This window comes from Nocardia sp. NPDC003482 (genome assembly GCF_053588115.1).
The window spans coordinates 1-21,249 of the sequence record NZ_JBSFPI010000006.1; the positions used below are offsets into that span (position 1 = coordinate 1).

Here is a 21,249-nt window from a genome sequence, read left to right on the forward strand (position 1 = left end):
GACTACGACGGCGCCGAGCACCGCAAGCTGACCCGCATCACCCTCGCGGGCGACATCCCGGTCGGCGTGGACGGCGTGCCCAGCACGCCGATCGCCGGGGACGCCCGGGGCTATTCGACGATCGATCCGCTGCCGCGCGCGGCCTGATCGGGGAACGAATTCGAGGACGCGTCGGGTGGAAATCCGCTCGGCGCGTCCCGAATCGACTATTCTTCGACCGCGGCGGCGAACCGGTCTTCGGCTCACGAGGGGAATCCCGTGGATTTATGGAACTACGTCCGAGGACGCGGAGAAACTCTGGCCTTCCTCACGTATCAGCATGCGTCCCTGGCATTTCAGACGGTGTTGGTGGGCACGGTCGTCGCGATTCTGATCGCGGTCGCGGTCTATCGGCTGCCGCTGGTCGCGCAGCTGTCGCTGACCTCGAGCCGGGTCGCGCTCACGATTCCGTCGCTGGCGTTGCTGGCACTGCTGCTGGTGCCGTTCGGGCTGGGTGTGGTGCCCTCGTTCGTGATGCTGGCGTTCTTCGCGGCGCTGCCGGTGATCGGTAACGCGATCGTCGGATTGCGATCGGTGCCGCCGTCGGTCGTCGAATCCGCCCGCGGCATCGGCTTTTCCCGCTGGCGGATTCTGCTCACCGTCGAATTGCCGATCGCCTGGCCGGTCATCCTCACCGGAATCCGGGTGTCGACGCAGATGATCGTCGGCGTCGCCGCGATCGTCGCCTATGTGCTCGGGCCCGGCCTGGGTTCGCTGATATTCACCGGCCTGTCCCGGCTCGGTGGCGCGAACGCGCTCGAAATGGCCTTGACCGGAACCATTCTCATCGTCGTCATCGCGCTGGTGTTCGACGCCCTGCTCGTCCTGCTGGGACGCCTCACGATCGCAAAAGGACTGTCATGACCACCGAGCGGAACGTGACCGGCGCGTCCATCGAGCTGGATTCGGTCGTCAAGCGCTACAAGGGCCAGGACCGGCCCGCCGTGGAGCGGCTCGACCTCGAGATCCCCGCGGGCGAGATCGTGGCCTTCGTCGGCCCCTCGGGCTGCGGCAAGACGACCACGCTGAAGATGATCAACCGGCTCATCGAACCCACCGAGGGCCGCATCCTCATCGACGGCCGCGACGTCACCAAGGAGGATCCGGACAAGCTGCGGCAATCCATCGGCTACGTCATCCAGTCCGGCGGCCTGTTCCCGCACTGGACGGTGGCCCGCAATGTCGGGGCGATCCCGCGGGTGCTCGGCTGGGACCGCAAGCGCATCGCCGAACGCACCGAGTACCTGCTCGATCTGGTCGGCCTGGACCCGGGCACCTTCGCCGACCGGCTGCCCAAGGACATGTCCGGCGGTCAGCAGCAGCGCGTCGGCGTGGCCCGCGCGCTGGCCGCCGATCCGCCGGTGCTGCTGATGGACGAGCCGTTCGGCGCGGTCGATCCGATCACGCGAGTTCGCTTGCAGGACAGCCTGATCGCGATCCAGCACGAACTCGGCAAGACCATCGTGGTCGTCACCCACGACTTCGAGGAGGCGACAAAACTCGGCGACAAGGTGCTCATCCTGTCCGAGGGCGGGCACATCGAGCAGTACGCCAGCCCCGAGGAGATCCTCACCGATCCGGCCACCCCGTTCGTGGAGGAGTTCGTCGGGTCGGGCGCGAAACTGGCGTATCTGACCGTCTCCCGGGTGCGCGACGTCCCCTTCGATCAGGTGGTCACCGCGCGCATCGGCGAATCCGCGCAGGCGGTGATCGACCGCGCGAAGGCGGCCGGGCAGACGTGGGTGGTCGTGGTCGACGACGCCGGACGGCCCCGATCCTGGCCCTCGCTCACCGAACTCGCGACCAAACCCGAGGTGTCGGACTACCTCGACCGCCGCCTGCCGGTGGTGGCCCAGTCCTCCACCCTCAACGACGCGCTCGACGCCATGCTCGCGGCCAGTCAGGGCGCGGCGTTGATCACCGACGGGCGCGGCGCGGTCCTCGGCTCGCTCGGAATCGGCGCGCTCACGGATCTGATCCAGGCCAAACTCGCGGAAGGCCGTGCGGCCGAACCGGATCTGTCCTACGAGAGCTACGTCGACGGCACCGACACCACCCCGACGCCGGTGGTCGCCGCCGACGACGAATCCGAATCGGAAGCGCGCTCATGAACCGGCTGCGCCGCCTGCCGATGGACGTGTGGTTCGAACCGCTGATCATCCTCGTCATCGGCGTCGGCTACCTGATCTGGTATCGGTCGACCACGTTCACCGCGACCGAGAAGGCGTCGCTGGCGTGGTCGAACCTCCAGACCACGATCCTCGCGCACGTCAAGCTGACCGTGGTGGCCACGATCATCGTGGTCGTCGTCGCGATTCCCCTGGGCATCGCGCTGACCCGGCCCGCGCTGAAACGGTTCGAACCGCTCGCGGTCAATATCGCCAATATCGGGCAGGCCGCGCCCGCGGTCGGGCTGCTGGTGCTGTTCACCTTCTGGCTCGGCACCGGATTCCGCACGGCGATCGTGGGTTTGGTGGTCTACGCGGTGCTGCCCATCCTCCAGAACACCATCGTCGGACTGCGGCAGGTGGATCAGCGCACGATCGAGGCGTCGCGCGGCATCGGGTTCTCCGCGGCGCGCACGCTGGTGCAGGTGGAGCTGCCGCTCGCGGTGCCGGTGATCCTCAACGGGGTGCGCACGGCGCTGGTCATCCTGGTCGGCACCGCCACACTGAGCACGTTCATCGGCGCGACCAGCCTCGGCACGCTCATCACGACCGGGGTGACGCTGTTCCTGCCCAAACTGCTCGTCTCCGGCGCGATCCTCGTCGGGCTGCTGGCACTGCTCATCGACTGGCTCGGCCGCCTCGTCGAACTGGCCGCGACCCCGCGAGGTATCTCATGAGAAGGCCACGCGCCCACCTGGTCTCGGTCCTGGCCGTGACGCTGACGCTGCTCGCCGGCTGCGGGCTGGTCAGCTCGTCGGGCACGTTCCACGACGCCCGGCTGCCCGGTGACGATCGACCGTTGGCCGGGGCCAAGGTGGTGGTCACCTCCAAGAGCTTCACCGAGGGCATTCTGCTCGGCAAGATCACCGCGACCTATCTGGCCGCGGCGGGGGCGAAGGTCATCGATATGACCGGCGCGCCGGGGTCGGCGTCCTCGCGGCAGGCCCAGTTGCACGGCGACGCCGACGTGTTGTGGGAGTACACCGGCACCGGCTGGGTCAACTACCACAACCAGACCGAGACCATCGCCGATCCGCAGGAGCTGTGGCGGCGGGTGCACGATGTGGAGAAGCGCGACTACGACCTGGAGTGGTTGCCGCCCGCCAACTTCAACGACACCTACGCCTTCGCCGCGTCCACCCCCACGGCCGAACGGCTGAAGGTGAAGTCGCTGTCGGATGTGGCCGCGCTGCCGGTGCCCGACCGAACCTTCTGCGTGGACGACGAATTCTTCAGCCGCTCCGACGGTTTCATCCCGATGCTGGCGAAGTACGGTATCCCGTACAACGATCCGAACGGCGTCCCGGCCGGAAACGTCACCCGCATGGACGCGGGCGTGGTGTACACCGCCACCGCCCGCAGCGCACCCTGCAACTTCGGCATGGTGTACACCACCGACGGCCGGGTGAAGAACCTGAATCTCGTTGTGCTGGACGACGATCGGAAGTTCTTCCTGCCCTACAGCGGCACCGCCGTGGTGCGGGCGTCGGTGCTGGAGAGCCATCCCGAACTGCGCACGCTGCTCGGCACGATCTCCGAACGCCTCACCGACGACCTGTTGCGGGATCTCAACGGGCGCGTCGACATCAAGGGCGAGGACCCCGCCGACGTCGCCTACGACTGGTTGAAGAGTCAGAAGCTGGTCGAGTGAGGGGCTACGGATTCGGCTTGGCCAGAGGCGAATTCAGCTTGTTCACCAGCCAGCGGTCGCCCGACTTCTCCAGCCACATCACCATCGACAGCTGACCCGGCGCGGGTTTGCCCTGGGTGCCGGTGCTGGTGACGGACTGGCCGATCACCACGATCGCCTCGGCCGATCGCTCGTCGCCGCTCTCGAGCGCGCACTGCACGTCGGTGGCGTGCGACACGACCTGGCCCTGTCCGAGCACATCGCGCAGATCCTTGCTGGTGGAGTCGAACTGCTTCTTCCAGTCGCCGGTCGCGCCCGCGAGCACCGCCGAGAAGTAGGCGTCGAGGTTCTTGGCGTCGTAGTTCGCGAGCACGGGCGCGTAGTCGCAGGCGGCGGTGCGGGCCGCCTCGTGGGCGTCGAGCAGGTCACGATGGTGCGCGTCCTGGACGTAGAAGTAGCCCGCCGCGCCGACCGAGGCGCCGACCAGGATCGCGGCGGCGGCGCGCACGGCGACCACCCCACGCCGCCCGGAGACGGCCGCGCGGGCCTTGCCGACCCACGAATGGCGCTGTGCCGCAGGGGTTTCCGTTTCCTCGGTGGTCGGCTCGTCGGTCTTGTCGTCGGTGGTGTCGGTCATGATGGCCCTCCTATCGGCCCGGTTCGGACAGTTCGTCGCCGCGGACGCCGGGCGGGGCGGTCGCGCCGTTGTCGGGGACGTCGGGTCGCGGCGCGTTCGCCGCGCCCCGGACCAGCAGCGCGGGATTGTCGGTCACGCAGTAGTTGTAGAGCCGCACCCGGGTGTCGGTGGTCGCGAGCGTCGGGATGAGCGGTGTGGCCGGGTAGTCGCAGGTGGGCCGCGGCCAGATGTCGACGAGGGTGTTGTAGGCGCCGTCGTGGGCCGGAATGCCCAGCGCCTCCGAGCCTTCCCGCAGCGCCGGGAACAGCGCCTCGATCGCAGGCTGGCGAAGCTTGGCGGCCTTGGTGATCGCGACGAAGTTGGTGACCAGACGGGTGATGGGGTCCTGATTGCTCGTGAGGAAGTCACCGAACAGCCGCAGCTGGCCGGGCCCCTGCTCGAGCAGGTGCCGCACCTCCTGGTCGGCGGCCTCGGCCTGTTCGAACAGGGCGCTGCCCGCGGCGGTGAGGGTGCCGAGGTCGGGCTGGGCGTGCGAGGTGGTCTCGGCGATCACCTCGAGGTGCTCGAGCAGTTTCTCGGTCTGCGGCAGCAGATCGCCGAGTCCGGCGGTGGCCCGGCTCAGGCCCGCGATCACATTGCGCAGCCGGTCCGGGCCCCCGGCCAGGGCCTTGTCCAGTTCGTCGACGATGACGTCGAGCCGATCCGGATTGAGGCCGCCGATGAACTCGCTGAGATTGCCCAGCACCGACTGCACCGTTACGGGGCTGCTCGATCGGGATCGGTCGACGACCGCGCCGTCGGAAAGGTATGGGCCGGAATCGGATTCGGGCCGGAAGTCCAGGTACTGCTCGCCCGCGGCGGACAGCCGTCCCACGGCCACCGTCCCGCCCACGGGAATCCGTGCGGCGTCGTCGATCTCGGCGACCGCCGCGATCCCGTCGCCGGAGATCCGCACGTCGCTCACCCGGCCCACCCGCAGTCCCCGGAAGGTGACGTCGTTTCCGGCCGCCAGCCCGCCCGAGGTCGCCAGCTCCACCGTCACCCGGTAGGTGTGCGGAATCGGCTGGTACCGAAGCACATACGTGCCCAGATAACCCGCACCGAGCACCAGCACCACGAGCAGGCTGAAGTTCGCCAGCGCCACGCGGTTGCGGACCAGCCACTGCCACAACGGCGGGTTCATCGGTCTCCTCCGGTCGGGCCGGGCGTCGGTCCGGTGCCGGTCGGCGGGCCGGGCGGGCCGGTGAGTCGGCCGAAGACCTTCTCCAGGACTTGGGCGAGGCTGCCGATGAAGGCCGGGACGTCGCCGATCTCGGGCCAGCGGCTGCCCTTGGGGTCGGTGACCGCGCCGATATCGATGTAGGACAGCGTGGCCGCGACCGCGAGCTGCGGGCCGCGCAGGCTGGCCATGAAACCCGGGTACAGCTCGTGCATCCCCTCGAGGGTGCCCGCGAGGTTGTCGCCCATCCGGGTGAACCCGGACATGAGCGCCTGGATGCTGTGGAACAGGCTGATGAACTGCGGTCCGGTGGTGTCGGTGAAGTCGCCGAGCGCGGCCATGGTCACCGACACCTTGTTCAGCAGGTCGACGATGCGCTGATTGTTCTCGCTGAGCAGGCCCAGCATCTGGGGGAAGGTGTCGGCCGCGCTGCCGAGTTCGGCCTTGCGCCTGGCCAATTCGCCCGAGAGCGTGTTGAGTCCGGTGAGCACGCTGTCGATATCGCCGGTGCGCTGGTTGAGCGCGGTCAGCACCGCGGTCATCTCGGTGATCAGATGCTGCAACTGCGGGGCGCGCCCGTCGAACATGGAGTTGAGCTGGGTGGTGATCTGCGCGGCCTGATTGATGCCGCCGCCGTTGACGAGCATCGACACCGACATCATCAGCTGTTCCACCGACGCCGCGCTCGAGGTGTGCTCGGTGTCGATCACGTCGCCCTGCGAAAGGGGCGGTCCCGCCTCGGCATTCGAGGGCAGCGTGATCGCGACGAACATATCGCCCAGCGGGGTGGCCTGACGCAGTTCGGCGATGGTGCCGCGCGGCAGCCGCACGTCGTCGCGGATGAGCATCTCCACATCGGCGAGGAAGTTCGTGGTGCCGATGGCGGTGACGGTGCCGACGTCGGTGCCGCCGATCTTGACGTGCGCGTGGTCGGGCAGGTTCAGCGCGTCGCGGAAGGTGGCGTGGATGCGGTAGCCGGGCGCGCCGATGCCGGGTTTGGGCATCGGCAGGTTCTGCACGGTGACCGCGCATCCGGACGCGGTGGTGATCGCCGAGGCCGCGAGCAGTGCGGTGAGAACGGTTGCGCGCCTGCTCATTTCACGCCCTCGATGCCGAGCAGGGCCGCGGTGAGCCCGAAGTCGGGGCCCATGTCGGCGATCCTGCCGGTGCGGCAGCCGTCCAGGCGCATGGCGACGCGTTCGCAGAACAGCGACAGCGCCTCGCCGTCGAGCACCACCTTGTCGAACAGCCCGTGCAGCCGCAGCGCGCGGTCCTCGCGGCTGGTGGCGTTGGACAGGTTCTGGAACATCAGCGGCGTGACGTCGGTGATCTCGGTGAGGTTGCGGGCGTTGGCGCGCATCTGATCGCTGATGGCGACGAACCGGCCGAGCGCGCCCGCGAGCTGATCCTTGTTCTGCCCGACCAGCGTCGCGGTATTGGTGACGAACGCGTCGAGCTGGGTGAGCACCGCCTGGAGCCCGGGGGCCTGATCGCCCATGAGGGTCAGCAGCTCGGTGAGCCGCCCGCTGAAATCCCGCACGGTCCGGTCGTTGTCGGCGATCACCTGGGTGATCTCATTGAGTTTCACGATGGTGTCGGAGATCTGGTCCTTGTTGGCGAGGGTGGTCTCGAAGGCCGCGGACAGCGCGTCGAGCGTCGCGCGCAGTTTGTCGCCGTTGCCGTCGAGCAGCGGGAACAGCACGCGGCTGGCCATCGGCCCGGTCTGGTTGTCGCCCTTCAGGCCCTGGCCGAGTTCGTCGAAGGTCTTCAGGATGCGGTCGAGTTCGACCGGGGTTCGGGTGCGCGGCAACGGGATATGGGTGCCGTCGGCCATGGCCGGGCCGTCGCCGGAGTACGCCGGATACAGCTCGACGTGCCGGTTGGTGATCAGCTGCGGATTCACCAGCGCCGCCATGGCGTCCGCGGGCACCTTGGTGCCCTTGTCCAGCAGCATGACCACCTGCACGTAGGAGCCCTTGGCCTCGATCGAGTCGATCCGCCCGACGGGCACGCCGAGGATGTCGACCTCGTTGCCCGCGTAGAGCCCGGCGACACTGTCGAAATCGGCGCTGATGCGCAGGTGGTCGCCGAGGTAGGCGTCGGGCAGCGCGGTGAGGCTGTCGGGCAGCAGGCCGCAGCCGGTGGCCAGCGACGCCGCGCAGCACAGCGCGGCCAGTTTGAACGCGTGCCGGATCCGCATCAGTTGCACCCCCGTACGGCCTGGGCGAAGCACAGCCAGTTGTCGGGGAAGATCCACGGCGCGTACACGTCGCCGTAGGGTCCGTTGCCGACCGCGTTGTCGAACTGCCGCACGGCCACCGGCATGATCTGGAACAGCTGGTCGAGGTTCTGCCGGTTCTTGGTCAGGCCCTCCGACATCGTGTTCAGATTCGCGATGAGCGGTGCGAGCTGGTCGTTGTTCTCCAAACCCATGTCCTGCAACAACTTCGACAGCGCGGCGACATTGTCGAGCAGCTGCTTCAACAGCGCCTGTCGCTTCTGTACCGCGTCGCCGATCGCCTCGCCGCGGGTCAGCAACAGCAGCACGCTGTTGCGGTTGTCCGAGGCCAGTTGTGCGACCTGGTCCATACTCTTCAGCAGGGTGTCCACCTCGTCGCGGCGATCGTCGATCACCTTGGCCAGCGAGCCGATGCTGTCCAGGGCCTGCACGGCCAGCTGCGGGGACGAACCCGTCTGCTGATTCACCAGATCCAGGGCCTGGCGCAGCTTCTGCGGGTCGAGGCGTTCGACGCGCTCGAAGGAGTTCTTGTACTGCCGGTCCTCGATGACCTTGCCCAGGTTGTAGGGCACATCGGTGCGGTCGAGTCGAATCGTGTTGCCGGGCAGCCCTTTTCCGTCACCCGGGATCAGATCCACGTGCAGCCTGCCGAGGAAGGTCGACAGCTTGATCGCCGCGCGGGCGTCCGGTCCCAGCCGCAGATCGCGGCGCACCTTCAGATCCGCGACCACCTTGTTCCCCTGGAGGCGGACCGCGCGGACCGCGCCCACCTCGATCCCGGACACGTCCACGGTCGCGCCCGCGCGCAGCCCGGCGGCCTGCGCGAATTCGGCGTGAATCGTCTTGTCGCCCAACCGCGCCTGAACCAGCACGCTCGACGCCACCAGCAGCACCACGACGAACGCGGCGGCCAGCACCCCGAGGCGCAGGTACCGGTTGCGCAGGAAACCCCGGATCATCGGCACACCTCCGATTGCGATTCGCCGCCGACCTGGGAGAACAGTCCCGGGGGCAGTAGGACGCCCCACAGCGAGACGTCCAGGCGGCAGATGTAGGCGTTGCCGTAGGCGCCGTAGCTGGTCATGCGGGCCAGGCCGTTGAGCATGTCGGGCAGTTCGATCGCGGCCCTGTCCAGGGACGCGCCGTTGGTCAGCAGCAGCGCCACACCCGTGGTCGCGTCGTTCTGCGCGGCGGCTACGTCGGGCTTGACGGTGCCGATGAGATTCACCAGCGAGGTGGTGGAGGTGGCCGCCTGATCGACCGCGTGTTTGAGTGACTCGCCCTGGGCGTAGAGGCCGTCCATGAGCGAACGGGCCTGGGTGATCAGGGTTTCCAGTTCGGTGCCGCGATGGGCGAGGCCGCCGATCACACTGCTGAGATTGGAGACGACCTGGCCGAGGATCTCATCGCGCTGGCCGAAGGTCTGCGCGAGCTGGGCGGCCTGGGTGATCAGCGCGCCGAGGGAGACGTCGTTGCCCTGCAACGCCTGGATGAGGGTCTCCGAGAGCGAGTTCACCTGATCGGGTTGCAGCACCGAGAACAGCGGTTCGAATCCGGACAGCAGCGCGGACACGTCGAACGACGGTTCCGTGCGCTCGAGCGGGATGCGCCCGTGCGGCGGCAGCGCCTGACCCGCGCCGGGGCCGGGGAGCAGGGCGATGTACCGCTGACCGATCAGATTCTGGTAGCGCACAACGGCTTTGGTGGTCGTAGTCAGGTGCTGGCCGTCCTGGACGCGGAACGCCACCCGCGCCTTGTAGCCGTCGTCGAAGTCGATCTCGTCGACCCGCCCCACCCGCACCCCGGCCATGCGCACGTCGTCGCCGACCCGCAGGCCCAGCACGTCGGAGAAGATCGCCGAATAGGAGTTCGTCCGGCCGGTCACCGAGCGCTGCAAGGTGGAGTACATGGTGCCGGTCAGCACGATCGCCACCACGGCGAACACCCCGAACCCGATCCACCCTTTCCCGAGTCTCACTGTCCGGCACCACCTTTCGCGGCCTCGCCCACATCGATCGACCCGCCCGCGAGCACCGGCCCGAGCAACAACAACTGCGCGGTGTTCGGCATCCCGCCCACCACCGCGGCCACCGCCGCCGGTCCGCGCAGCTCGGTGGCGCCCGAATAGCTCGCGGGAGCTGCGCCCGGGGTGCCCGTCGCGCCCGTGGCTCCGGTGGTTCCCGCTGTCCCTGCGGCTCCCGTGGTTCCCGCTGTCCCCGGGGCTCCCGGAGTTCCCGCTGTCCCCGAAGGGGTTGCGGGAGTGGTGATTCCGGGGATGGCCGGGATGCTCGGGATGCCGGGGAGGGCGGGCAGGCCGGGTAGGGCCGGGATGCCGGGGATGCCTGGTGCGGCCGCGGGGCGCGGGGCGGGACCGGCCGCACCGAGCCATTGCGGCGCCTGCTGGGGCGGGTAGACCTGTTCCGGGGCGGCCACCGGGACCGTCGGGCCGCCGCAGCGCGGGCCGTACATGTCGCCGTAGTGCGGGCAGTCCTTGGCGGTGTACTGCTGGAACGGGGTGAACGATACGTCCATGTGCCACACCATCTGCCGGTGCGGGCCGAAGCGGAACGTCGTGATGAGGGCGTGGATGGCCTGGTTCAGGTTGGCCGTGGTGTAGGGGATGGCCTCCGGATCGCGGGCGAGCCCGCCGAACAGCTGGTCCAGGCCCGCGACCAGGAACTTACCCGAATCGGGATTGCGCGCGAACAGGGTGTTGACCGCGTCGACGGTGGTGCCGCCGTCGGTGAGCAGCGCCTCCAACTGGCCGCGGTGATCGGCGAGTGTGCGCGCGGTGGTCACCGAATCCGACAGCACCCCAACGAGATTCGGCGCGGATACGCTCAGCGCGGTCACCGCCCGCCCGAGATTGCCGAGCATATCGCCGATGCCGGGGGTGTCGTGGATGTCGGTGAGCCACAGGTCGAGTCGCTCGATCGTCGATCCGGGCATGCGCGCGGACGGATCGAGCGCGGCCGACAGGGTGGCCAGCACGCGGCCGAGCTTCTCGGGCTGGATGCGATCCAGGATGGTGCGCAGGATGTTCAGCGTGGTCTGCAATTGGACGGTGCCGGTGCTGGTGTCCTCGGCGATGGTGGCCCCGCCGCGCAGCGTCGCGCTCGACGGGCCGTTGTCGACCAGTTCGATCGCGGTGACCCCGAAGATGTTGTTCGGGATCACCCGCGCCGTGACATTCGCCGGAATCGACCCGGCCACAGCGGGTTTCAGGTCGAGGGCGGCGCGCTGGCGCTCACCCTTGGCGACCACCTCGACCCCGGTCACCGCGCCCACCACCATGCCGCGGTACTTCACGTCGGCGTGCTCGGGCAGCCCGTCGCCGGTGGAGGTCAGCAGCGCGACCACCGGGACCCGGTCCTCGAATCTGCCGGTGTAGCGCAGCCCGAGCAGATACAGCAGCAGCGCGACGACCGCGATCAGGGTCAGTCCGGACAGCGTGAGTTGGCGGGCGGTGGGCCCGCGCCCACTGGGATCCAGCAGCATCGTGTCCCCCTATCCCGAGATCCGGAAGCCGGGGTCGATGCCCCAGATGGCCAGGGTCAGAAACAGATTCGCGAACACCATGACGACGATCACCATCTTGATGGCGCGTCCGGCCGCCACGCCCACGCCCTCGGGTCCGCCGGTGGCGGTGAACCCGTAGTAGCACTGGATGAACGACGACAGCAGCACGAACACGACGACCTTCAGCAGCGAGTAGAACAGGTCCGGCCCCAGCAGAAACTGGAAGAAGTAGTGGTCGTAGGTGCCCGGCGAGGTGCCGCCGAGGACCAGCACGATCAGTTTGGTCGCCAGATACGCCACGGCCAGGCCCACGGTGTAGAGCGGGACGATGGTCAGCGTCGCGGCGATCATGCGCGTGCTCACCAGATACGGAAGCGGCCGGATCGCAATGGATTCCAGCGCGTCGATCTCCTCGGCGATGCGCATGGCGCCCAGTTGCGCGGTGAACCGGCACCCGGCCTGGATGGCGAACGCGAGGGTGGCCAGGATCGGGGCCAGCTCGCGGGTGGTGGCGAAGCCGGAGATCGCGCCGGTCAGCGGGTTCATCGTCAGCAGGTTCAGCGCGGTGTAGGACTCCATCCCGACGATGATCCCGCCGAACGAGCACAGCACGACCACCACGCCGATGGTCCCGCCGCCCACGATGAACGAGCCGTTGCCCCAGCTCACATCGGCCACCAGCCGCGCCACCTCGCGCCGATAGTGCTTGACCGCGAAGGGAATCGCGGCCAGCGCCTGCACGAAGGTGAGGGCGTGATGGCCCAGGCGCTGATTGGCCCGCACCGGCGCGGCGGCCACGCCCGCGACCGCGCGCACGGGCCGCAGCACCGGGGGAGTGTAGGTACTGCCCACGGTCAGACCACCTTCGAGGGAATGTAGGTACCGCCCACCGTCAGACCACCTTCGAGGGAAGGAACGTGTTGTACAGCTGGGTCAGCGCGATATTGGTGGCGAACAGCATGAGCGCCGAGCTGACCACCGCCGAGTTGACCGCGTTGGCCACCCCGCCGGGGCCACCGCGGGCGTGCAACCCGGTGTCGGAGCAGATGACGGCCGTCAGCGCCCCGAAGATCGCCGACTTCGCCAGCGCCACGAGCAGATCGTTCGCGACGGCGAAGGAGGCGAACGAGCCGACGAACGAGCCCGGCGTCCCGTGCTGGGCGTACACGTTGAACAGGTACGCGGTCGCGAAACCGACGAAAACGATGAAGCCGCACAGCAATACGCTCACCAGCACCGCCGCCGCCAGGCGCGGCGCGACCAGCCGCCGCACCGGATCCACGCCCATCACCATCATGGCGTCGATCTCCTCGCGGATCGTGCGCGAGCCGAGATCCGCGCAGATCGCCGACCCCACCGCGCCCGCGATCATGAGCGCCGACACCAGCGGCGCGCCCTGGCGGATGACGCCCAGCCCGGCGACCGCGCCGATGAAGGTGGTCGCGCCGACCTGGTTCACCAGCGCGCCGAGCTGGATGGAGACCACCACGGCCACCGGAATCGCCACCAGCACCGTGGGCGCGGCCGACACATTGGACATGAACGCGCACTGCTTGAGGAACTCCTTGAAGGGGAATCGTCCCTTCGCCATCGAGACGAACAGCGCGAGGAAGGCGTCCCGGCCCAGCAGCACCTGACGGCCGAGGGTCTCGAGCGACTGCTGCGGATGTCGCCGCCACAGCGTCCCCACCGAGGTGCCCAGGCGCGCCAGCTCCGACTCGGTCGCGGTCATATCGCCGGACCTTCCAGCGCGCGCTGCACCAGCACCAGCAACGCCCCCACCGCGCACAGTCCCGCCGCCAGCAGGCACAGCACCGCGACCCAGAGGCCCAGGCGCAGAACGGGATTGACCTTCATCCGGCCACCGAGGATCTTGATCACCACGACCAGGACGTCGATGAGCCACACCAGCGCCATCATTACGTCATGCACACATTCGAGAAGGTGAGGACCGGCCAGCATACGATCGCGCCGAGGAACGAGACCACCACATCGATGCCGTGCAGTTGCCTCAGGTGCGCGGTGTGGGTGAGCGACCAGATAAGTCCGATCAGGCCGTAGGGGACCGCGAGAATGATCAGGGTTCCGAGGAACTCCGAGACCTTCATCTCGTAGGCGAGTAGGCGATCCAGCTTCTTCAGCATGCCGCGCTGCATCCTTTCCGACGCGTGCCCCCGGTCACAGCAGGGCCTCGAGATCGGAGCGTATGTTATCCGACATTCTCTTCGCAAGTGCGCGTGTAGCGGGATAGGATGCGGGATAAGTTTATGGAAGTTCTCCGTTCTTATTGATCGGGTGAACGTATCAATGTTCGCGGACGTCACCACGAAGGAAACCCCGATATGACCGCAGCCGCGCAACCGCAATCGCATCGGCCGCTGACCTCCGAGCGGACCCGCATCGCCATCCCGGTTGGCCCGCATCCCGAGGGTAAACGCCCGCCGCGATTGCAGGACGCGCTGGATTTCTGGCAGTTCGCCGGGGCGGCCGCGAATGTCGCCATGCAGATGGCGCGTCCCGGCGTCGGGCACGGCGTGGCGGACAGCAAGGTGGAATCCGGTGCGCTGATGGCGCATCCGTGGAAACGGTTGCGCACCACCGCGTCCTATCTCGCGGTGGCCGTGCTCGGTTCCGACGAGGACAAGCGGGAGTTCCGGGAGGCGGTGAACGTCGCGCACCGGCAGGTGCGCTCCGAACCCGGAGCGCCGGTGCGCTACAACGCCTTCGACCGGGAGCTGCAACTGTGGGTGGCGGCCTGCCTGTACATCGGGTTCGAGGACTCCTACCAGCTGCTGCACGGCAAGCTGAATCCCGAACAGGCCGAGGCGTTCTACCGCACCTCCGCCACGCTCGGCACGACTCTGCAAGTGCCGCAGGACATGTGGCCCGCCAGCCGCGCGGAGTTCGACGTGTACTGGAACGAGGCCGCCGAACAGGCCGTGCTCGACGACAAGGTGCGCGCCTACGTCGACGACCTGTTGCACCTGCGAATGATCCCCTGGTACTTCCGCGTGGTGTTCGGCGGGCTGCTGCGCTTCCTCACCGCGGGCTTCCTCGCGCCCTACTTCCGCGAGCAGATGGGCATCGCCTGGACCACCGCCGACCAGCGCCGATTCGAGCACCTGTTCCTGTTCGTCGGCTTCGTCAACCGCTTCATCCCCCGCTTCATCCGCTTCGGCGGCACCTACAACCTCATGCGCGACGTCCGCCGCCGAATCCGCAAGGGCAAACCGCTCATCTAGGCCGGCGATCGAACGACGCGAAAAGCCAGGAGACAGTATGGATTTCGACCTGCCCGAGGACCTGCGCGCGTACCTGCGGGAGCTGGACGAGTTCATCGACGCCGAGATCACGCCGCTGGAACAGGCCGAGGACAACATCCGCTTCTTCGACCACCGCCGCGAGGACGCCCGCACCGACTGGGACCGCGGCGGCCTGCCCGCCGCGGACTGGGAGGCGCTGCTGGCCGAATCGCGTCGCCGGGCCGACGCGGCGGGCCACTACCGCTATGCCTTCCCGGCGGAGTTCGGCGGGCGCGACGGCACCAACCTCGGCATGGCCGTCATCCGCGAACACCTGGCCCATCGCGGGCTGGGCCTGCACTGCGATCTCCAGAACGAGCACGCCATCGTCGCCAACAACGTGGGCCTGCTGCTCATGCTCGAGTACGGTTCCGAGGAGCAGAAGCGGCACTGGGTGGACGGCCTCGCGGCGGGGACGAAGTTCTTCGCCTTCGGCATCACCGAACCCGAGCACGGCTCCGACGCCACCCACATGGAGACCACCGCCGTGCGCGACGGCGACGAGTGGATCATCAACGGGGCCAAGACCTTCAACACCGGCGTGCACATCGCCGAGGCCGATCTGATCTTCGCCCGCACCGCCGGGCGGGCGGGTGACGGCACGGGCATCACCGCGTTTTTGGTGCCCACCGACGCCCCCGGCTTCCTGGTCGAGGAATACCTGTGGACGTTCAACATGCCCACCGACCACGCCCGCGTCTCACTCACCGACGTGCGGGTCCCGCATACGGCGGTCTTCGGGCAGGAGGGGCGCGGCCTGGGCGTGGTGCAGCACTTCTTCAACGAGAACCGGATCCGGCAGGCGGCGTCGAGTCTCGGTGCGGCGCAATACTGTATCGACCGGGCGGTCGCGTACGCCAAGGAGCGCAAGCCGTTCGGCAAGCCGCTGGCCGCGAACCAGGCCATCCAGTTCCCGCTCGTCGAACTGCACACCCAGTGCGCGATGCTGCGCGCGCTGATCCGCCAGACCGCTTGGACCATGGACACCCACGGCACCTTCGCGGCGTCGGAGCAGGTGTCGATGTGCAACTACTGGGCCAACCGGCTGTGCTGCGAGGCCGCCGACCGCGCCATGCAGGTGCACGGCGGGCTCGGCTACTCGCGGCACACGCCGTTCGAGCACATCTACCGCCACCACCGCCGCTACCGGATCACCGAGGGCGCGGAGGAGATCCAGATGCGGCGGGTGGCGGGGTATCTGTTCGGATTCATGGACCGGGCCGCGGTCAAGGGCGTGTAGCGTCGTCGGATTCCGTTGCGGGACCGGTGATCTCGACGATCGGCAGGCGCAGCGCGCCCGGCGCGCTTGCCGGAACGACCGGCGCGCGCGGCGGGACGGGGGCGACGCGCCGGTAGGGCTGGCCCGGCTCCGGGCGCGGGTCGGGCTCGCCCTTGTTGGGCCACAGCGCGACCGCGCGCTCGGCCTGGGCGGTGATGGTCAGTGACGGGTTCACGCCGAGGTTCGCGGAGATGGTGGAGCCGTCGATGATGTGCAGGCCGCGGTAGCCGTACATGCGGTGGTAGGGGTCGACCACGCCGGTGTCGGGGGAGTCGCCGATGACGCAGCCGCCGATGAAGTGGCCGGTCATCGGGATGTCGAACAGGGCGCTCCAACCCGCGCCGGGGATGCCGTCGATCTTCTCGGCGACCCGGTGGGCGACCTCGTGCCCGGCGGGCAGCCAGGTCGGATTCGGTTCGCCCACACCCTGTTTGGTGGTCATCCGGCGTCCGAACAGGCCGCGCTTGGTGTAGGTGGTGATGGAGTTGTCCACCGACTGCATGACCAGCAGCCCGATCATCTGCTCCGACCAGCGGTGCGGGTTCTGGAGGTGGGCGGCGTCGCGGAATCCGATCCGGCGCATGGTGCGCGCCCACAGCCGGACCTTGCCGGTGCGGCCGTCCGGATCGATCATGGCGGTGCCGATCAGGCCGATCGCGTTGCTGCCCTTGCCGTATCGGACCGGTTCGATGTGGGTGTCGGCGTCGGGGTGGATCGAGGAGGTGATCGCCACGCCCTTGGTGAAGTCGACGTCGGTGCGGCGGCTGCGCACCGACAGCAGCTCCTCGGAGTTGGTGCGCGACAGCTCGCCCAGGCGCGGGGAGATGTCCGGCAGCGAGCCGCGGTCGCGCAGCCGGTGCAGGAGTTTCTGGGTGCCCAGCGCCGCGGCGGCGAACACCACCTGTTCGGCGGTGACGGTGCGCCGGGCCGTGCGCACCCAGCGGCCGGTGCGCACGGTCGCGACCTCGTAGCCGCCGCCGGGCAGCGGCCGCACATCGGTGACCGTGGTCAGCGGAAGCACCTGGGCCCCGGCCCTTTCCGCGAGGTACAGGTAGTTCTTGACGAGGGTGTTCTTGGCGTTGTGGCGGCAGCCGGTCATGCACTCGCCGCAGTGCGTGCAGGTCGCGCGCTCGGGGCCCACGCCGCCGAAGTACGGATCGGGTACGGGCTGGCCGGGCCGGGTGTCCCTGCCGCCGAACAGGACTCCCACCGGGGTGCTGCGGTAGGTGGCGCCTACGCCCATGTCCTCGGCGATCTCGGCCAGCACCCGGTCCGACGGGGTCGTCGCGGGATTGGTGGTGACGCCCAGCATGCGCTTGGCCTGGTCGTAGTGCGGGGCGAGTTCGGCCTTCCAGTCGGTGATGTGCGCCCACTGGCGGTCGCGGTAGAACTTGTCCGGCGGTTCGTAGAGGGTGTTGGCGTAGACCAGCGAACCGCCGCCCACGCCCGCCCCGGCCATGATGAAGGTGTCCTTCAACAGGGTCAGGCGCTGAATCCCGAAGCAGCCCAGCGCCGGAGCCCACAGGTAGCGCCGCGCCTTCCAGGAGGTCTCGGCGAACTCGTCGTCGGCGAAGCGGCGGCCCGCCTCGAGCACGCCGACCCGGTACCCCTTCTCGGTCAGGCGCAGCGCGGTGACGCTGCCGCCGAAGCCGGATCCGACGACCACCACGTCGTAGTCGAAACTCATCTGCTCTCCACCAGTTCGTAGTCAGCGGGGTCCATCCGGCGCGTGGTCCACCGGTAGGCGGTCACGGTGCCGGGCCAGTTGTTGGTGATCCGCCCGGCGGCGTCGCGGTACCAGCTCGAGCAGAAGGTCCACGGGCTGCGGTCCAGGCGGCGCTGGACGCGGCGATCGAATTCGGCGGCCACCCCGGGCCGCACCTCGAGCAGCCGGCCCGGGCGGGCGGCCAGGTGCTGGATGGCCTGACGGATGTAGCGGGCCTGCGACTCGATCATGTACACGATCGAGCCGACGCCGAGATTGGTGTTGGGGCCGTACACCAGGAACAGATTCGGAAAGCCCGGCACCGTCATGCCCTTGAACGCCCGCGCGCCGCCCGTCCACTCGTCGGACAGCGTGCGGCCGCCGCGCCCGGAAATCCGCATGGGCCAGAGGAATTCGGTGCCCTTGAAGCCGGTGCCGTAGACGATCGCGTCCACCTCGTGAAGCGCGCCGTCGGCGGTGCGCACGCCCCTGGGGGTGATCTCGGTGATGCCGGTGGTCTCCACCGTCACGTTCGGGCGGGTGAGCGCGGGCAGGTAGTCGTTGGAGAACAGCGCTCGCTTGCAGCCCGCCGGATAGTCGGGGGTCAGCTTCGCGCGCAGCTCCCGATCGGGCACCTGATTCGCCAAGTGCCGCAGGCCGATCCAGGTCACCAGCCGCCGGATGAGCGGGACGTCGACGATGGCCAGCGCGAGGAACTCGCAGAACAGCCAGAACGCGAACCGCTCGGTCAGCCGGGTGATCGGCAGCAGCCGGAACGCTCGATGATGCCAATCCTTGTACCGCACATCGGGTTTGGGCATGACCCACGCGGCCGACCGCTGGAACAGCGTCAGATGCGCCACCCGCGAGGCGATCGCGGGCACGAACTGCACCGCGCTCGCGCCGGTGCCGATGACCGCGACCCGCTTACCGGTCAGATCCGCGTCGTGATCCCACTGCGCGGAGTGGAAGGCGGTGCCGCGGAAGGTCTCCACGCCCGGGATGTCGGGCAGCGCGGGCCGCGACAACTGCCCGACCGCGGAGATCAGGATGTCGCAGCGCAATTCGGTGCCGTCGGCGGTGCGCACGGTCCACCGCCCGGCGCCCTCGTCGAACTCCGCCGCGGTGACCTCGGTGTCGAACCGGATGTGCGGCAGCAGCCCGTGCTCGCGCGCGACCCGGCGCAGATACGCGAGGATGTCGGGCTGCTCGGAGAACCGCTTGGGCCAGTCGGTGCGCGGCGCGTAGGAGTAGGAGTACAGCGGCGAGGGGATATCACAGCCCGCCCCCGGATAGGTGTTCTCCCGCCACACGCCGCCCACATCCGAGGCCCGTTCCAGCAACGTGAACTCGGTCAGCCCCGCCCGCTGGAGTTCCATCGCCACCCCGAGCCCCCCGAATCCGCTGCCGATGATGACGATCGAGGGTGTGCTCATGGCCCCACGCTAAGCCCTGGACCAGCCGGGACGACTCGCACTCGGGGTCAGAAAATCCATATTTCCGGCCATGATTGGAATCGGCCGGGCCGGGTAGCTCTCCTCGACGACGAAAGGGGAGATCATGCCGCGTGACGAGCACGAGGAGAAGGACCGTTCGAAGGAGCCGCGGGGCGGCCGCCCCGGGCCGACCGATCAGGGCCGCGACGGCGGCATGGCCACGCGCGAACTCGCGCCGGAGCTGACCGAGCCCGACGACTCGCGCGAGGAATGAGACCGCCCGGCCTCCTGTGACGCACGGTCACGGCCGCCGCCACCGGTTGTGAATTCTCGGCAAGCCCGCCGCGAAGCCGTGGGCTGCGGTTTCCGTCCGGCTGTAATACCTGGCACTGCGACGATGCCGGGACGGATGGAGGTGTGGCGGCTGTGGCGGACGCCGGAATCGTGGGGGTGCTGCGGACCAACTTCTCCGACACGATGGTGGCCTCGTTGCGAACCTTCGGCCGCGCGGTCGGGGTGGCGCAGGGGGCCGCCGCCGGGTGCGTGACCGAGGCCGTCGCCCGCCGGTTCCCGTGGCGCGAGGCGGCCCGGCAGGCGTGGCGGCTGGTGGCGGTGACCGCGATTCCCGCTGTGCTGATGGCGATTCCGTTCGGGGTGATCGTCTCGGTGCAGGTGGGCAATCTCGTGCACGCGCTGGGCGCGGACTCGTTGCTGGGCGCGACCGGGGGACTGGGCGTGATCAAGCAGGGCGCGCCGCTGGCCACCGGGTTCCTGCTCGGCGGGGCGGGCGCGGCGGCCATCGCCGCGGATCTGGGGGCGCGCACGATCCGGGAGGAGATCGACGCGCTCGACACCATGGGCATCGATCCCGTTCGGCACCTGGTGATTCCGCGCATGGTGGCGATGCTGTTCGTGGCGCCGCTGCTGAACGTGCTGATCATCTTCGTCGGCATCCTGTCCGGGTACGCGGTGGCCATCGGCGGGCAGGACGTCACCCCGGGCAGCTACTGGGCGACCTTCGGGGCGTTCACCACCGTCGCCGACGTGTGGCTGTCGCTGCTCAAGGCCGTGGTCTTCGGGTTCCTGGTGGTGGTCATCGCCTGTCAGCGCGGTCTCGAGGCCCGCGGCGGCCCACGCGGGGTGGCCGACGCGGTGAACGCGGCGGTCGTGTTGTCGATGGTGTCGATCGTGGTGGTGAATCTGGCGGCCACCCAGCTCACCGCCATGTTCCTGCCGACGAGGCTGGCATGAGAACCGCGGCGCCGCACCGGGTTTCGCCGCTGGGGTGGGTGGAGTCGATCGGGTTCGCGCTGGCCTTCGTGTGGCAGGTGTTGACCGCGATCCCGCTCACGCTGCGGCGCTACCGCGCCGAGACGCTGCGCGCGGTCACCGATATGACCTGGGGCGCGGGCTCGGTCATCGTGGGCGGCGGCACGGTGCCGATGATGATCGTGCTCGGGCTGGTCATGGGCGCGTCGGTCGCGGTCGAATCGTTCACCACGCTCGACATGTTGGGCATGGGCCCGGTCACCGGGGTGGTGTCGGCGTACGCGATCACCCGCGAACTCGCGCCCATCGCGGCGGCGATCGGTTTCGCCGGGCAGGCGGGCTGCCGGATGACCGCCGAGATCGGGGCCATGCGGATCTCCGAGGAGATCGACGCGCTCGAGGCGCTCGGCCTGCGGTCGGCGCCGTTCGTGGTGACCACCCGGGTGATCGCGGGGGCGATCGCGATGGTGCCCACCTTCCTGATCGGGCTGATCCTGAGCTATCTGGCCTGCCGCGGCCTGATCACGGTGGTGCACAACCAGTCCGCGGGCGTGTACGACCACTACTTCTTCCAGTTCGTGTCCGGGTTCGACGTGCTCGCCGCGGTGGTCAAGGTCGCGATCTTCACCACGGCGGTGATCCTGGTGCACAGCTATTACGGCTTCTTCGCCGCGGGCGGCCCGGAGGGGGTGGGCATCGCCTCGGGGCGGGCGGTGCGCGCCTCGTCGGTGGCGATCATCGCCCTGGATATGGCGATGACGTTGGCGCTGTGGGGTTTTCACACCGCGATCGAGTTCAAGGGGTAGC

The 21,249-nt window shown here is 68.8% G+C and carries 22 protein-coding genes and 1 pseudogene; 10 read left to right on the forward strand and 13 right to left on the reverse strand.

The features are described from left to right. From ACWDSJ_RS10815 to ACWDSJ_RS10835, 5 genes and pseudogenes are all read left to right on the forward strand, one after another. Positions 1-147 (forward strand): annotated as a pseudogene (locus ACWDSJ_RS10815) (taurine catabolism dioxygenase); the annotation flags it as partial. Between the two features lie 111 nt (positions 148-258). Further along, positions 259-903: an ABC transporter permease gene (locus tag ACWDSJ_RS10820; RefSeq protein WP_387364446.1), complete on the forward strand. Its 645-nt coding sequence runs from the start codon at positions 259-261 to the stop codon at positions 901-903. Next, on the forward strand, positions 900-2,150 hold the full coding sequence (locus tag ACWDSJ_RS10825; protein WP_450031045.1) for an ATP-binding cassette domain-containing protein: 1,251 nt from the start codon (positions 900-902) through the stop codon (positions 2,148-2,150). Before ACWDSJ_RS10820 ends, ACWDSJ_RS10825 begins: the two co-directional genes overlap by 4 nt. Continuing rightward, a complete protein-coding gene (locus tag ACWDSJ_RS10830) occupies positions 2,147-2,884 on the forward strand; it encodes an ABC transporter permease (RefSeq protein ID WP_450031047.1) in 738 nt (245 codons plus the stop codon). Before ACWDSJ_RS10825 ends, ACWDSJ_RS10830 begins: the two co-directional genes overlap by 4 nt. Beyond that, positions 2,881-3,858, forward strand: coding sequence for a glycine betaine ABC transporter substrate-binding protein (locus ACWDSJ_RS10835; protein WP_387364437.1), 978 nt, complete (start codon positions 2,881-2,883; stop codon positions 3,856-3,858). Before ACWDSJ_RS10830 ends, ACWDSJ_RS10835 begins: the two co-directional genes overlap by 4 nt. Before the next feature lie 4 nt (positions 3,859-3,862). Here ACWDSJ_RS10835 and ACWDSJ_RS10840 read toward each other — a convergent pair whose 3' ends face one another. The 11 genes from ACWDSJ_RS10840 to ACWDSJ_RS10890 are packed head-to-tail and all read right to left on the reverse strand — an operon-like array spanning position 3,863 to position 13,595. After that, entirely contained in the window at positions 3,863-4,474 is a 612-nt protein-coding gene (locus tag ACWDSJ_RS10840) for a hypothetical protein (RefSeq protein WP_450031049.1), read from the reverse strand. Positions 4,475-4,484: 10 nt separating this feature from the next. Then, positions 4,485-5,657, reverse strand: coding sequence for an MCE family protein (locus tag ACWDSJ_RS10845; RefSeq protein WP_450031051.1), 1,173 nt, complete (start codon positions 5,655-5,657; stop codon positions 4,485-4,487). After that, positions 5,654-6,790, reverse strand: coding sequence for an MCE family protein (locus tag ACWDSJ_RS10850; RefSeq protein WP_450031053.1), 1,137 nt, complete (start codon positions 6,788-6,790; stop codon positions 5,654-5,656). The genes ACWDSJ_RS10845 and ACWDSJ_RS10850 overlap by 4 nt, the downstream gene beginning before the upstream one ends. After that, positions 6,787-7,893 (reverse strand): MCE family protein, encoded by a 1,107-nt coding sequence (locus ACWDSJ_RS10855; protein ID WP_450031055.1) that lies wholly within the window; start codon positions 7,891-7,893, stop codon positions 6,787-6,789. Before ACWDSJ_RS10855 ends, ACWDSJ_RS10850 begins: the two co-directional genes overlap by 4 nt. After that, on the reverse strand, positions 7,893-8,891 hold the full coding sequence (locus tag ACWDSJ_RS10860; protein WP_450031057.1) for an MCE family protein: 999 nt from the start codon (positions 8,889-8,891) through the stop codon (positions 7,893-7,895). The genes ACWDSJ_RS10855 and ACWDSJ_RS10860 overlap by 1 nt, the downstream gene beginning before the upstream one ends. Continuing rightward, a complete protein-coding gene (locus tag ACWDSJ_RS10865) occupies positions 8,888-9,910 on the reverse strand; it encodes an MlaD family protein (protein WP_450031059.1) in 1,023 nt (340 codons plus the stop codon). The genes ACWDSJ_RS10860 and ACWDSJ_RS10865 overlap by 4 nt, the downstream gene beginning before the upstream one ends. Beyond that, entirely contained in the window at positions 9,907-11,430 is a 1,524-nt protein-coding gene (locus ACWDSJ_RS10870; RefSeq protein ID WP_450031061.1) for an MlaD family protein, read from the reverse strand. The genes ACWDSJ_RS10865 and ACWDSJ_RS10870 overlap by 4 nt, the downstream gene beginning before the upstream one ends. 9 nt (positions 11,431-11,439) lie before the next feature. After that, positions 11,440-12,303, reverse strand: a complete 864-nt coding sequence (locus ACWDSJ_RS10875; protein WP_450031063.1) for an ABC transporter permease — start codon at positions 12,301-12,303, stop codon at positions 11,440-11,442. A 40-nt stretch (positions 12,304-12,343) separates the two neighbouring features. Then, on the reverse strand, positions 12,344-13,183 hold the full coding sequence (locus ACWDSJ_RS10880; protein WP_450031065.1) for an MlaE family ABC transporter permease: 840 nt from the start codon (positions 13,181-13,183) through the stop codon (positions 12,344-12,346). Continuing rightward, entirely contained in the window at positions 13,180-13,383 is a 204-nt protein-coding gene (locus ACWDSJ_RS10885) for a hypothetical protein (protein WP_450031067.1), read from the reverse strand. The genes ACWDSJ_RS10880 and ACWDSJ_RS10885 overlap by 4 nt, the downstream gene beginning before the upstream one ends. Continuing rightward, positions 13,371-13,595, reverse strand: a complete 225-nt coding sequence (locus ACWDSJ_RS10890; RefSeq protein WP_450031069.1) for a hypothetical protein — start codon at positions 13,593-13,595, stop codon at positions 13,371-13,373. The genes ACWDSJ_RS10885 and ACWDSJ_RS10890 overlap by 13 nt, the downstream gene beginning before the upstream one ends. Before the next feature lie 198 nt (positions 13,596-13,793). Here ACWDSJ_RS10890 and ACWDSJ_RS10895 point away from each other — a divergent pair, with 198 nt between their 5' ends. After that, positions 13,794-14,693 carry an oxygenase MpaB family protein gene (locus ACWDSJ_RS10895; RefSeq protein ID WP_450031071.1) on the forward strand — a complete coding sequence of 300 codons (900 nt, stop codon included), beginning with the start codon at positions 13,794-13,796 and terminating at the stop codon, positions 14,691-14,693. Between the two features lie 37 nt (positions 14,694-14,730). Further along, entirely contained in the window at positions 14,731-15,993 is a 1,263-nt protein-coding gene (locus ACWDSJ_RS10900) for an acyl-CoA dehydrogenase family protein (protein ID WP_450031072.1), read from the forward strand. On the opposite strand, the gene ACWDSJ_RS10905 is transcribed toward ACWDSJ_RS10900, so the two are convergent. Together ACWDSJ_RS10905 and ACWDSJ_RS10910 are read right to left on the reverse strand one after the other, a co-directional pair. After that, complete coding sequence (locus ACWDSJ_RS10905) at positions 15,980-17,719, reverse strand: FAD-dependent oxidoreductase (RefSeq protein ID WP_450031074.1); 1,740 nt, start codon at positions 17,717-17,719, stop codon at positions 15,980-15,982. The two genes, ACWDSJ_RS10900 and ACWDSJ_RS10905, sit on opposite strands and share 14 nt — an antisense overlap. Next, positions 17,716-19,173, reverse strand: a complete 1,458-nt coding sequence (locus ACWDSJ_RS10910) for a flavin-containing monooxygenase (protein ID WP_450031076.1) — start codon at positions 19,171-19,173, stop codon at positions 17,716-17,718. Before ACWDSJ_RS10910 ends, ACWDSJ_RS10905 begins: the two co-directional genes overlap by 4 nt. Before the next feature lie 124 nt (positions 19,174-19,297). Between ACWDSJ_RS10910 and ACWDSJ_RS10915 the strand changes: the two genes are divergently transcribed. From ACWDSJ_RS10915 to ACWDSJ_RS10925, 3 genes are all read left to right on the forward strand, one after another. Continuing rightward, complete coding sequence (locus ACWDSJ_RS10915; RefSeq protein ID WP_450031078.1) at positions 19,298-19,447, forward strand: hypothetical protein; 150 nt, start codon at positions 19,298-19,300, stop codon at positions 19,445-19,447. A 203-nt stretch (positions 19,448-19,650) separates the two neighbouring features. Continuing rightward, positions 19,651-20,424: an ABC transporter permease gene (locus ACWDSJ_RS10920; RefSeq protein ID WP_450031547.1), complete on the forward strand. Its 774-nt coding sequence runs from the start codon at positions 19,651-19,653 to the stop codon at positions 20,422-20,424. Continuing rightward, on the forward strand, positions 20,421-21,248 hold the full coding sequence (locus ACWDSJ_RS10925; protein ID WP_450031080.1) for an MlaE family ABC transporter permease: 828 nt from the start codon (positions 20,421-20,423) through the stop codon (positions 21,246-21,248). The genes ACWDSJ_RS10920 and ACWDSJ_RS10925 overlap by 4 nt, the downstream gene beginning before the upstream one ends. Position 21,249 lies beyond the last annotated feature (1 nt).